The organism is Inquilinus limosus, assembly GCF_002195995.1.
GTDB lineage: Bacteria > Pseudomonadota > Alphaproteobacteria > DSM-16000 > Inquilinaceae > Inquilinus > Inquilinus limosus_C.
Map to the genome: position 1 here is coordinate 1 of NZ_NHON01000133.1, position 11997 is coordinate 11997.

Below are 11997 nucleotides of genomic sequence, written 5' to 3' on the forward strand. Positions count from 1 at the left end.
CGCGCCGGCCTGCCGGTTCTGGCGACGCCGGGCCTGTACACCGGCGACGACGATCTGCGCCACGCGCTGGCGGTGCTGTCCGACCTGGGCGAGCCGGACGCGCCCTTCGACAAGATCTGCTACATCGGCTGCGGCGTGACCACCGGTATCGGCGCCGTGATCAACACGGCGAAGGTGGAGGAGGGGGCGACCGCGATCGTGTTCGGGCTCGGCGGCATCGGGCTGAACGTGATCCAGGGTCTGCGGCTGGCCGGGGCCGACATGATCATCGGCGTCGACCTGAACAACTCGAAGAAGGAATGGGGCGAGCGCTTCGGCATGACCCATTTCGTGAACCCGAGCGAGGTCGAGGGCGATCTGGTGCCGTATCTGGTGAACCTGACCAAGCGCGGCGCGGACCAGATCGGCGGGGCGGACTACACCTTCGACTGCACCGGCAACACCAAGGTGATGCGGGCGGCGCTGGAGGCCTCGCATCGCGGCTGGGGCCAGAGCATCGTGATCGGCGTGGCGGGGGCGGGGCAGGAGATCTCGACCCGGCCGTTCCAGCTGGTGACGGGGCGGGTGTGGAAAGGCACGGCCTTCGGCGGGGCGCGCGGGCGCACCGACGTGCCGAAGATCGTGGACTGGTACATGTCGGGCAAGATCGAGATCGACCCGATGATCACGCACAAGCTGCCSCTGGAGCGGATCAAYGAGGGCTTCGACCTGATGCATGAGGGCAAGTCGATCCGCACGGTCGTGGAGTTCTGATGTCGGGCGAGATCACCACCCGGAGCAAGCACCGGGCCTTCGCGGGCGAGGTCGGGTTCTACAGCCACGCCTCGTCCGAGATCGGCGGCGAGATGCGCTTCGCGGTCTATGTGCCGCCGCAGGCCGCCGAGCGCCCGGTGCCGGTGCTGACCTACCTCGCCGGTCTGACCTGCACCGAGGAGACCTTCATCATCAAGGCGGGCGCCCTGCAGCATGCGGCGGAGTTCGGGCTGATGCTGGTGGCGCCGGACACCTCTCCGCGCGACCGGCGGCATCCGGGCGACGACGAGAGCTGGGATTTCGGGCTCGGGGCCGGGTTCTACCTGGACGCGACGCAAGAGCCCTGGCGCGACGGCTACCGGATGCACGCCTATGTGACGCAGGAGCTGCCGGAGGTGATCGGCAAGCACTTCCCGGCGCGGCGCTCGGCGATGGGGATCTTCGGCCATTCGATGGGCGGTCACGGGGCGCTGGTGGCGGCCTTGCGCAACCCGGGCCTGTACCGCTCCGTCTCGGCCTTCGCGCCGATCGCGGCGCCGTCGCAATGCCCCTGGGGGCAGAAGGCGTTCGGCAACTATCTGGGGCCGGACCAGTCGACATGGGCGCAATGGGACGCGACGGCACTGGTGCAGGGCGGGGCGCGCTGCCCCGACCTGCTGATCGACCAGGGCGAGGCGGACCCGTTCCTGGAGCGCGAGCTGCATCCGCATCTGCTGGAGGCGGCGTGCAAAGCGGCCGGACAGCCGCTGGCGCTGCGCCGCCACGCCGGCTACGATCACGGCTACTACTTCATCTCCACCTTCATCGCCGACCACATCCGGCATCACGCCGGGGTGCTGAACGGATAGGCCGGTCTGCCCCCTCACCCGAAACCGCTGCGCGGTTTCGACCTCTCCCCAAGGAGAGGTAAATGGGCCAAGGCTCCTATTCCCCTCTCCTTGGGGAGAGGGAGGGGCCCGACACCGCAGGCGGCGGGAGGGTGAGGGGGAGAGCCGGCCCAGGAGGCTTGACCCGGCCGGCCCTCAGGCCAAGGCCTGCCAGAACGCCCGCAGCACCCGGAACGATCGCTCGTCGCCCAGCATCGCCCGGTCCATCCGGTTCATCGCATAGGCGAAGCTGGTGCGGGCATCGAGGTCGATCACGGCCAGCGACCCGCCGCCCCCACCCCAGAACACCGTGTTCGGATTGGGCGGCGCGACCGGAAGCAGCGGGCAGGGTGCCAGGGCGAAGCCCAGCCCGAAGCAGACCCCGATCCCCCGCATCACCAGGTCCGGGCCCTCGATCTGCGGCTCCAGCACCCGGCGGCTGCCGGCCTCGGACAGGATGCGCCTGCCCCGGGCGACCCCGCCATTCGCCAGAACGGCGTGGATCCCGGCGATTGAGCGGGCGTTGCCATGGCCGTTGACCGAGGGGATCTCGGCGCCGCGCCAGGCCCGGGTCCGGGTCTGCGCCACATCCATGCGCCAGGCGCGGCGGCCGTCCGCCTGCATGTCGCGGAAGGCGATCGACGGGATCTCCGCCATCTCCACCGCCCCGGCTTCGGGCGCCGGGCCGGGGGGCTGGGCGAGTTCGGCGACGCGGTGGTCCTCGCTCTCCGGCAGGCCGATCCGGAAATCGGCGTCCAGCGGCCCGGCGATCTCCTGCCGGAACACGGTGCCGGGCGACCGGCCGGTGACGCGGCGCACCACTTCGCCGACCAGGAAGCCATGGGTGTAGGCGTGGTAGCCGGAGGCGGTACCCGGCTCCCACAGCGGCGCCTGGGCGGCCAGCAGCCGGGTGGCCTTGCCCCAGTCGGTGGCGTCGTCCGGGCCGAAGGGCTCGCGCCAGCCCGGCAGCCCGGCGCTGTGGCTCAGCAGCTGGGCGGTGGTGACGTGCTCCTTGCCGTTGGCCGCGAACTCCGGCCAGGACTCGGCGACCGGCGCGGCGAGGTCGAGATCGCCGCGGTCGGCCAGCAGCAGCGCGGTCAGCGCCGTCATGGTCTTGGTGGTGGAGAAGACGTTGACGATGGTGCCGCGCTGCCAGGGCTGAGTCCGCGCCGCGTCGGCCCAGCCGCCCCAGAGGTCGATCACCGTCTCGCCATCGACCGTGGCGCAGACGGAAGCGCCGATCTCCCTGTCCTCGCTGAAGTTGCTGGCGAAAGCCTCGCGCGCGGCGGCGAAGCGTGCATCGGCGAAGCCGTGAACCAGGTCCTATGCCAAGCGTGGGCTCCCTTGCGGTTCGGGGGCCGGACATTCGGCGTGGCGCTTGGTTTTGGCAATTCTTGAAGAAAAGAAGTTCGTCCTCACATCAATGCCGGGAGGGCGATTGCGCGCCACCTCCTTCCCCCGGTCCATTCGCTTAAGCCACCCCCGCCGTCATTGCGAGGAGGCGAAGCCGACGAAGCAATCCAGAGCCGCTCGCATTGGCCCCTGGATTGCTTCGCTGCGCTCGCAATGACGGCATGGGAATGCTGAAAGGCTCTTCAGGGATGGGCTTTCGCCGCCGGCAGACCGCCGCTCAACCCAGCCCCACCACCCACCGCCCCAGCGTCTCGACCGTCACCCAGCCTTCGCCGGCGCCGGCGCCGCTGAGATGGCAGTAGGGCGCGTCCGGCTCGCCCAGGTCGGACAGCACCGCCAGCGCGTGGCGCAGATCGTCGTCGCCGGTGTACAGGCCCGGCGTCGCCAGAACCGGCAGGCCGGCGCGGCGGGCGGACAGAACGCCGTTGCGCGAATCCTCGATGGCGATGCAGCCGGCCGGATCCAGCCCCATCGCCTCCAGCACCGCCTGGTACACGTCCGGCGCCGGCTTCTTCCGCGGCACCGCGTCGCCCGCGACCATCACCTCGAACAGGGCCGGCCCCTCCGGCCCCAGCGCAGCCGCCAGCAGCGCGGCGACATTGGCCGGCGTCGTGGTGGTGGCGATCGCCAGCCGCACACCCGCCGCCCGCGCCTCGGCCAGCAGACGGGCGACGCCCGGGCGCAGCCCCACCGCTCCGCCGGCCACCAGCGCGGTGTAGCGCTCGGTCTTCGCCCGGTGCAGCGCCGTCACGTCGCAGCGCGGCGGGGCGGGGAGGCCGGCCAGGAAATGCCCGATCCGCTCCTTGCCGCCGGTGACCGCCAGCAGCTCGCGATACAGCTCCCGGCTCCAATGCCAGTCGAGGCCGGCGGCGCGGAAGGCGGCGTTGAAAGATTGGCGGTGCACCTCCTCGGTCTCGGCCAGCGTGCCGTCGACATCGAACAGGATGGCGCGCAGGGCCACGGCTACACCGCCTCGGCGAGGCCGAGGCACTCGGGCAGGGCGGTGAAATCGGCGAGGATCCCATCGGCTTCCAGCGACCCGGCGTCGCCATAGCCGAAGGGCACCGCCAGAACCCGCACGCCGGCGGCCCGCGCGGCGGCGATGTCGACATGGTGGTCGCCGACATAGACCGTGTCCTCGGGGCGGGCGCCGAGCGCCGCGATGCAGGCCAGCAGCGGCTCCGGATCCGGCTTCATGCCGTGGCCGCTGTCGCCGCCGATCAGTGCCCCGACATGCGGCGCGAAGCCCAGCGCCCGCAGCACCGAGCGGGCGGTCCAGGCCGCCTTGTTGGTGCAGACGCCGACGGCGATCCTGGCCGACGCCAGCGCCGCCACCGCCTCGACCGCGCCGGGATAGGCGGTGGTCCGCGCCACCGGCGCCGCGGCGTAGTGGTTGAGGAAGCGCCGGGTCATCCACACCGCCCGGCCCGGGTCGCGGGTCCGGCTCGGGTCGCCGGCCCGGCCCGGGTCGCAGCCGCGCAGCCGCAGCGCGCCGCGCACCAGCCCGGCCGCCCCATGGCCCATCAGGCGACGCACCTCGGCCTCCGAGAGCGGGTGGATCCCCGCCTCGCGGAACAGCGGAGCCAGGGCGGCGGCGACGTCGGCGACGCTGTCGACCAGGGTGCCGTCGAGGTCGAACACGACCGCGCGGATGCGGGGCGCGCGGGCGCTCATGCGGCGGCCGACCGGCCGGCCCCTCCCGCGGCTCCGTTCCGGATCGCGGCGATGTTGGACTGATAGGCCGCCGGCCCGCCGCGGAACACGGCGGAGCCCGCGACCAGCGTGTCCGCCCCGGCCGCGGCCACCACGGCCGCCGTCTCCGGCGTCACCCCGCCATCGACCTCCAGGCGGATCGGCCGGTCGCCGATCATGGCGCGGATCCGGCGGATCTTCTCCGCCATCGCCGGGATGAAGGCCTGGCCGCCGAAGCCGGGATTGACCGTCATCACCAGGATCAGGTCGACCCGGTCCAGAACATGCGCCACCGCATCCTCCGGCGTCGCCGGGCACAGCGCCACCCCGGCCTGCTTGCCGAGCGACCGGATGTGCTGCAGCGACCGGTCGAGATGCGGCCCGGCCTCGGCATGCACGGTGATGACATCGGCCCCCGCCTTGGCGAAGGCGTCGAGATAGGGGTCGGCCGGGGCGATCATCAGATGCACGTCGAACACCCGGTCGCTGTGCGGCCGCAGCGCCTTCACCACATCCGGCCCGATCGTCAGGTTGGGCACGAAATGCCCGTCCATCACGTCGATATGGATCCAGTCGGCGCCGGCCGCGACCACCGCGCGCACCTCCTCGCCCAGCCGGGCGAAATCGGCGGAGAGGATCGAAGGGGCGATAATCGTGCTCACAGCTTGGCCTCCTGGTCCGGCGGCTCGGCCGAGAACACCCGGCTGGCGCGGATGTCGGCCTCGGCCAAAGTGACGAAATCCTCGACCGACAGGTCGGGCGGCATGTCGCGCACCAGCCGGTTGGCCTGGCGCAGCCGGGCGCGGTCCAGCGCGTTGCGGATCGACCGTCCGTTGGCGAAATGCGGCAGCCGGATGCGGCGGGCGACATAGTCGCGGAACGCCTGCAGCGCCTCCGGGCTGAAGCGGTAGTTCTGCCGCGCCAGCATGCCCTCGCCGATCGCGATCAGCTCGGCCTCGGAGAAGTCCGGGAACTCGACGTGATGGGCGATGCGCGAGCGGAAGCCGGGGTTGCTGGTGAAGAACTTCTCCATCCGGTCGCCATAGCCGGCGACGATCACCACCAGATCCTCGCGCTGGTTCTCCATCACCTGCAGCAGGATCTCGATCGCCTCCTGGCCGTAGTCGCGCTCGTTCTCCGGCCGATACAGGTAGTAGGCCTCGTCGATGAACAGCACCCCGCCCATCGCCCTTTTGAGGATCTCCTTGGTCTTCGGCGCGGTGTGGCCGATGTACTGGCCGACCAGGTCGTCGCGGGTGACCGAGACCAGGTGCCCGCGCCGGACGTAGCCGAGCCGGTGCAGGATGTCGGCCATGCGGAGGGCGACGGTGGTCTTGCCGGTGCCGGGATTGCCGGTGAAGCTCATATGCAGGGTCGGCGCCTCGGCGCCGAGGCCGAGGCGGCGGCGGATGCGCTCGACCAGCAGCAGCGCCGCGATCTCGCGGATCCGGGTCTTCACCGGGACGAGGCCGACCAGCTCGCGGTCCAGTGCCGCGAACACCTCGTCGATCCGGGTCTCCTCGAACTCCCGGGCGAGGTCGATGCGGGTGTCGGCCGGCGGCACGGCGAGGGCGGCTTCGGTCATGGCGGGGCCTCTTGGACAGAAGGACGGCTTTGGTGTGCCTCTCCCGCTTGCGGGAGAGGTCGGAGACGCGCAGCGGCTCCGGGTGAGGGGATTTTGTCGAGGCCAGGGCCAGCCCTCACCCGGTCGCCCTCCGGGCGCCCGACCTCTCCCGCCAGGCGGGAGAGGCAATCCGAGCGGGCTGGTTCAGCCCGCCGCGGCTGGCAGCAGCCGCGTCGTGTAGCGGATGCTCCGTCCCTCGGCCTCCTGGCGCTCCAGCGCGAAGCGGGCCTCCTCCGGCGGGCGGTTGACCAGGAAGGAGATCCGCACCGACTCCCAGCCGGGGCTGGCGTCGAAGCCGGAGATGCGGATGTAGCGGTCGCCATAGGCCTTGCGGCACGAGGCCAGCTCGGTCATCACCGCGGCGGCGTCGCGGATGTCGAACATCGGCAGGTCCCACATCTCCCAATAGGTGTTGCGGGGGTGCGGGTCGTCGGTGAACTCGATGTTCACCGCCCAGCCCTGGTCGATGCAGTACTGCACCTGGGCGGCGATCTGCCGGTCGGTCAGGTCGGGCAGGAAGGAGAAGCATCCCTGGGTGATGCGCATGGCGGCCTCCTCAGCTGGCGGCGGTGACGGCCGGGACGAAGTCCGGCGTGTCGGTCGAGGCGTAGTCGAAGGTGACGTCCTTCCAGACGTCCAGCGCCTGGCGCAGCGGCTGGCAGTGGCGGGCGGCGTCGGCCAGGATCTGCGGCCCCTCCACCTTGGTGTCGCGGCCCTCGTTGCGGGCCAGGATCATCGCCTCGAGCGCGACCCGGTTGGCGGTGGCGCCGGCCTGGATGCCCATCGGGTGGCCGATGGTGCCGCCGCCGAACTGCAGCACCGTGTCCTCGCCGAGATAGTCCAGCAGCTGGTGCATCTGCCCGGCATGGATGCCGCCGGACGCCACCGGCATCACCTTGCGCAGGCTGGCCCAGTCCTGCTCGAAGAACACGCCGTTCTCCAGCTTGGCCGGCAGATGGTCCTCGCGCAGGATGTCGTAGAAGCCGCGCGTCGTGTTCGGGTCGCCCTCCAGCTTGCCGACCACGGTGCCGGCATGGATGTGGTCGACGCCGGCGAGGCGCATCCATTTGGCGATCACCCGGAACGACACGCCGTGGCTCTTCTGCCGCGTATAGGTGCCGTGGCCGGCGCGGTGCAGGTGCAGGATCATGTCGTTGCGCCGCGCCCATTTCGACATCGACTGGATCGCGGTGTAGCCGATCACCAGGTCGATCATGACGATGACGCTGCCGAGCGACTTGGCGAACTCCGCCCGCTCGTACATGTCCTCCATGGTCGCGGCGGTGACGTTGAGATAGGTGCCCTTGACCTCGCCGGTCACCGCCTGGGCGCGGTTCACCGCCTCCATGCAGTACAGGAAGCGGTCGCGCCAGTGCATGAAGGGCTGGGAGTTGATGTTCTCGTCGTCCTTGGTGAAGTCGAGCCCGCCCTTCAGCGCCTCGTAGACGACGCGGCCGTAGTTCCGGCCCGACAGGCCGAGCTTCGGCTTCACCGTGGCGCCGAGCAGCGGCCGGCCGAACTTGTCCAGCCGCTCGCGCTCGACCACGATGCCGGTCGGCGGCCCGTCGAAGGTCTTCACATAGGCGACCGGCAGCCGCATGTCCTCCAGCCGCAGCGCCTTCAGGGGCTTGAAGCCGAAGACGTTGCCGATGATCGACGCGGTCAGGTTGGCGATCGACCCCGGCTCGAACAGGTCGAGGTCATAGGCGATATAGGCGAAGTACTGGCCCGGCTGGTTCGGCACCGGGTCGACGCGGTAGGCCTTGGCCCGGTACTTCTCGCAGGCGGTCAGCCGGTCGGTCCAGACCACGGTCCAGGTGGCCGTGGAGCTCTCGCCCGCCACCGCCGCCGCCGCCTCGACCGGGTCGACGCCGTCCTGCGGCGTGATCCGGAACAGCGCCAGCACGTCGGTGTCCTTCGGCTGGTAGTCGGGCTCCCAATAGCCCATCTTCCGGTATTCCAGCACGCCGGCCTTGTAGCGGTCCTTGCCGGTGACGGTTGCGGCCTTGGTGTCGAGGGTCGTGACATTCGTGCTCATGGCTCTCTCCTCTCAGGCTGCGGCGCCGACCGCGATGCGCGGGTCGAGCGCGCCGGAGCGGTAGCGTTTCGCCATCTCGGGCAGGGGCAGGGGGGTGATCTTCGACGCCTGGCCGGCGGTGCCGAACTGCTCGTAGCGTTCGCGGCACAGCGCCTCGAGCGCGGCCATCGACGGCTGCAGGAACTTGCGCGGGTCGAACTCGCCCGGCTTCTCCACCGCCACGCGGCGGATCTCGGCGGCCATGGCCAGGCGGCAATCGGTGTCGATGTTGACCTTGCGCACGCCGTAGCGGATGCCGCGCTGGATCTCCTCCACCGGCACGCCCCAGGTCTTCGGCATCTCGCCGCCGAAGCGGTTGAACTGCTCCTGCAGCGCCTCGGGGACGGAGGAGGAGCCGTGCATCACCAGGTGGATCTCGGGCAGCCGCTCATGGATCGCCTGGACCACATGCATCGCCAGGATCTCGCCGTCCGGCCGGCGCGAGAACTTGTAGGCGCCGTGCGAGGTGCCCATGGCGATGGCCAGCGCATCGACCCGGGTCTCGCGCACGAACTGCACCGCCTGGTCCGGGTCGGTCAGCAGCTGGTCATGGCCCAGCGCGCCCTCGGCGCCGTGCCCGTCCTCGGCCTCGCCCTGTCCGGTCTCCAGGCTGCCGAGCACGCCGAGCTCGCCCTCCACCGACACGCCGACGGCGTGGGCCGCGGCGGTGATCCGGCCGGTGATGCCGACATTGTAGTCCCAGCTGGCCGGGGTCTTGGCGTCGGCCTCCAGCGATCCGTCCATCATCACGCTGGTGAAGCCGTGCTGGATGGCCGACAGGCAGGTGCCGTCGTCATTGCCGTGGTCCTGGTGCAGGCAGATCGGGATGCCGGGATGCATCGCCTCCGCCGCCTCCACCATCTTCGCCAGCATCAGGTCGCCGGCATAGGAGCGGGCGCCGCGGCTGGCCTGCAGGATCACCGGCGCGTCGACCTTCTGCGCCGCGGCCATGATCGCCAGGATCTGCTCCATGTTGTTGATGTTGAAGGCAGGCACGCCGTAGCCATGCTCGGCGGCGTGGTCCAGCAGCTGTCTGAGAGTGATACGGGCCATCGGGGCCTCCTCAGGGACGGTCGGTGAAGCTCGGTCGTCGGGGCCGGTGCCGCCCCCTCACCCGAAATCGCTGCCGCGATTTCGACCTCTCCCCGGGGGAGAGGTGATGAGAGCCCGGCTCGTATTCCCCTCTCCTCGGGGAGAGGGAGGGACCCGCCGCGTTGGCGGCGGGAGGGTGAGGGGGGAGAGCGGGCCCATCCGCCTCACACCGCGTGCACGCCCTGGGCGGCCTTGACCATGTGGAAGGCGACCAGGAGCTGGGTGAGGGCGAGGGGGTGGCTGACCGCTCGGCCGGCGGCGCCGTCGTAGCGGCCGAGGTCGTCGCGCAGGTGGCTGGCCTCGGGGATATGCTCCCAGAGATACTCCTCCACCCGCTCGGCCCGGCGGTCGGAGATCGAGCCGCGGATCTCCAGCACGTCGACCGGCTTGCCCTCGTCGCGGGTCAGCTCGAAGCCGACGCTGCCGTCGCCCACCGCCTCGATCAGCCGGGAGAAGTTCGGGTGCGGCAGGGTCGGGCGCAGGATATGGGCGACGTCGAGCCTATGGTCGGTCTCCGGCGCCCCGGCCGAGGAGTTGGCGCCGGGCGGCCGCTGGAAGCGGATGACGATGTCGGCGAACAGCCGCTGCGGCCGGATGAAGGTCGGGCTGTCATATTCCCGCTTCTTCAGCGATTCCAGCACCTGCTCGGCGGTGTAGCCGCGCTTGCTGGTGTCGCGATGCACCTTCCAGCGGACGCGCAGCTCCTCCTCGGGGTCGAGGTAGATCTTGACGTCGTAGCAGTCGCGCATCGCCCTTGTGGCGTAGCCGAGCAGCCCTTCTGCGACCACGAACTCCTTCGGCTCGATATATTCCGGCCGGTCCAGCGTGCCCTGGTCGTGGTTGTAGATCGGCTTCAGGATCGGCTGGCCCTGGCGCAGCAGGTGCAGATGCTGCTCCAGGATGTCGACATAGTTGCCGGCGGGGTCGAGGGCCGAGACCCCGTTCGCCGCCCGCTCGCGCCGGTCGTAGCGGTGATAGTCGTCGGTGCAGATCAGGGTGCAGCGCTGCGGCCCCAGGATCTCGGCGATGCCGCGCGACAGCGTGGTCTTGCCGGCGGCGCTGTCGCCGACGATCCCGAGGATGATCGGCCGGTCGAAGGAAGGCTTGGACATTCTGAACTCCCGTCTCGGGTCGTGATCGGCGAGCCTCGGGCGCGGCTCGGCATGGCGGATGGCGGGCTGGCTCCAGCTGCGGCCGGCGGGCTCGGGTGGATCGGCCGGCGCCGCCCCCTCACCCGAAATCGCCGCCGCGATTTCGACCTCTCCCCGGGGGAGAGGTGACCCACCCCTCTCCTTGGGGAGAGGGAGGGGCCCGACGCCGAAGGCGGCGGGAGGGTGAGGGGGTGTCTCCGGCCCGGACGCGGGCTGCGGCCCCGACAGGCCCCGCGTCACGGCCTGGCCTCCTGCGCCTGGCCGGGGCCCGGCCCCAGCAGGGCGGTCTCGACATAGGTGGTCAGCACCTGCCACTGCCGGTCGGGCGCCGTGAGCATCAGCGACTGGGTGCGGGTGCTGGGGCCGCGGCGCGACACGCCCTCGAACAGCATGCCGGTGGTGATGCCGGTGGCGGCGAACCACACCTTGTCGCTGCGCACCAGCTCCTCCACCCCCCACCAGCGGCGGGTGTCCAGCCCGGCATGGGCCACGGCGGCGCGCTCATGCTCCAGCTGCGGGTCCAGCCGGCCCAGGAACTCGCCGCCCAGGGCGCGGATGGCGCAGGCCGCCAGCACCCCTTCGGGCGTGCCGCCGGTGCCCATCAGGCAGTCGACCTCGCCGCCCGGCATGGCGGCGACGATGGCGCCGGCCACGTCGCCGGCGGGGTACAGGGCGACGCGGGCGCCGGCGGCGTGGATCTCCTCCACCAGCCGGCGGTGGCGCGGCTTCTCCAGCACATAGACCGAGAGGTCGGAGACGGGCTTGCCCAGCGCCTGGGCCAGCACCTTCAGCTTGTCGCGGGTCGGGGCCAGCGGGTCGATGCGGCCCTTCACGGCGGGCGGGCCGGCGAACTTCTCCATGTAGAAGGCGGGGCCGGGGTCGAACATGGCGCCCTGCGGCGTCATCGCCACGGCGGCCAGGGCGTTGGTCTGGCCGTTGGCCAGGTGGCTGGTGCCGTCCACGGGGTCGACCGCGATGTCGACGGCCAGGCCGCCGCCATGACCGAGGCGCTCGCCCTTGTATAGCTGCGGCGCCTCGTCCTTCTCGCCCTCGCCGATGACGATGCGGCCATCGATGTCGAGATGGTTGAGGACGGTGCGCATGGCGTCGACCGCGGCGGCGTCGCCCTCGTCCTTGCGGCCGCGGCCGATCCAGTCGAAGGCGGCGCGGGCGGCCGCCTCGGTGACGCGGCGCAGCGCGTAGATGAACCCGTCCTCGGCGATGGCGGCACCGGTCATGCGCATCTCCACCCGTTCCCCGCCGGCTGGCCGCTGGGGCCGGGGCGGGGGTTCAAAGGGGAGTCTGTCGCTCCCCGGGACGGTCAGGGTG

Annotated in this window: 12 protein-coding genes; 2 read left to right on the forward strand and 10 right to left on the reverse strand. The window is 71.1% G+C overall.

From position 1 onward, the window contains the following. Together BWR60_RS33350 and fghA are read left to right on the forward strand one after the other, a co-directional pair. A partial coding sequence (locus tag BWR60_RS33350; protein ID WP_144445848.1) for a zinc-binding dehydrogenase occupies positions 1–753 on the forward strand: 753 nt, incomplete at its 5' end. Continuing rightward, positions 753–1601 carry an S-formylglutathione hydrolase gene (fghA, locus tag BWR60_RS33355; RefSeq protein ID WP_088157193.1) on the forward strand — a complete coding sequence of 283 codons (849 nt, stop codon included), beginning with the start codon at positions 753–755 and terminating at the stop codon, positions 1599–1601. The genes BWR60_RS33350 and fghA, both read left to right, overlap by 1 nt. Positions 1602–1775: 174 nt before the next feature. On the opposite strand, the gene BWR60_RS33360 is transcribed toward fghA, so the two are convergent. The 10 genes from BWR60_RS33360 to glpX all read right to left on the reverse strand — a co-directional run bounded on the left by BWR60_RS33360 (position 1776) and on the right by glpX (position 11906). Next, a complete protein-coding gene (locus BWR60_RS33360; RefSeq protein ID WP_088157195.1) occupies positions 1776–2939 on the reverse strand; it encodes a serine hydrolase domain-containing protein in 1164 nt (387 codons plus the stop codon). A gap of 310 nt (positions 2940–3249) precedes the next feature. After that, positions 3250–3993, reverse strand: a complete 744-nt coding sequence (locus BWR60_RS33365) for an HAD-IA family hydrolase (protein ID WP_088157197.1) — start codon at positions 3991–3993, stop codon at positions 3250–3252. A 2-nt stretch (positions 3994–3995) separates the two neighbouring features. After that, on the reverse strand, positions 3996–4706 hold the full coding sequence (locus BWR60_RS33370; protein WP_088157199.1) for an HAD family hydrolase: 711 nt from the start codon (positions 4704–4706) through the stop codon (positions 3996–3998). After that, a complete protein-coding gene (gene rpe, locus BWR60_RS33375; protein WP_088157201.1) occupies positions 4703–5386 on the reverse strand; it encodes a ribulose-phosphate 3-epimerase in 684 nt (227 codons plus the stop codon). Before rpe ends, BWR60_RS33370 begins: the two co-directional genes overlap by 4 nt. Beyond that, positions 5383–6309, reverse strand: a complete 927-nt coding sequence (gene cbbX / locus BWR60_RS33380) for a CbbX protein (RefSeq protein ID WP_088157203.1) — start codon at positions 6307–6309, stop codon at positions 5383–5385. Before cbbX ends, rpe begins: the two co-directional genes overlap by 4 nt. Positions 6310–6492: 183 nt before the next feature. Beyond that, on the reverse strand, positions 6493–6894 hold the full coding sequence (locus tag BWR60_RS33385) for a ribulose bisphosphate carboxylase small subunit (protein WP_088157205.1): 402 nt from the start codon (positions 6892–6894) through the stop codon (positions 6493–6495). 10 nt (positions 6895–6904) lie between these two features. Then, on the reverse strand, positions 6905–8386 hold the full coding sequence (locus BWR60_RS33390) for a form I ribulose bisphosphate carboxylase large subunit (protein ID WP_088157207.1): 1482 nt from the start codon (positions 8384–8386) through the stop codon (positions 6905–6907). Between the two features lie 12 nt (positions 8387–8398). After that, positions 8399–9478, reverse strand: coding sequence for a class II fructose-bisphosphate aldolase (gene fba / locus BWR60_RS33395; RefSeq protein WP_088157209.1), 1080 nt, complete (start codon positions 9476–9478; stop codon positions 8399–8401). Between the two features lie 203 nt (positions 9479–9681). Next, complete coding sequence (locus BWR60_RS33400; RefSeq protein WP_088157211.1) at positions 9682–10629, reverse strand: phosphoribulokinase; 948 nt, start codon at positions 10627–10629, stop codon at positions 9682–9684. Positions 10630–10904: 275 nt separating this feature from the next. Further along, positions 10905–11906, reverse strand: a complete 1002-nt coding sequence (gene glpX, locus BWR60_RS33405; protein ID WP_088157213.1) for a class II fructose-bisphosphatase — start codon at positions 11904–11906, stop codon at positions 10905–10907. Positions 11907–11997: the final 91 nt, after the last annotated feature.

What these genes read in the sequence shown, in the direction of transcription:
- BWR60_RS33400 (WP_088157211.1), bottom strand. Translation starts at nt 10,629, where the DNA reads ATGTCCAAGCCTTCCTTCGACCGGCCGATCATCCTCGGGATCGTCGGC.
- BWR60_RS33390 (WP_088157207.1), bottom strand. Translation starts at nt 8,386, where the DNA reads ATGAGCACGAATGTCACGACCCTCGACACCAAGGCCGCAACCGTCACC.
- BWR60_RS33385 (WP_088157205.1), bottom strand. Translation starts at nt 6,894, where the DNA reads ATGCGCATCACCCAGGGATGCTTCTCCTTCCTGCCCGACCTGACCGAC.
- fghA (WP_088157193.1), top strand. Translation starts at nt 753, where the DNA reads ATGTCGGGCGAGATCACCACCCGGAGCAAGCACCGGGCCTTCGCGGGC.
- cbbX (WP_088157203.1), bottom strand. Translation starts at nt 6,309, where the DNA reads ATGACCGAAGCCGCCCTCGCCGTGCCGCCGGCCGACACCCGCATCGAC.
- BWR60_RS33370 (WP_088157199.1), bottom strand. Translation starts at nt 4,706, where the DNA reads ATGAGCGCCCGCGCGCCCCGCATCCGCGCGGTCGTGTTCGACCTCGAC.
- glpX (WP_088157213.1), bottom strand. Translation starts at nt 11,906, where the DNA reads ATGACCGGTGCCGCCATCGCCGAGGACGGGTTCATCTACGCGCTGCGC.
- fba (WP_088157209.1), bottom strand. Translation starts at nt 9,478, where the DNA reads ATGGCCCGTATCACTCTCAGACAGCTGCTGGACCACGCCGCCGAGCAT.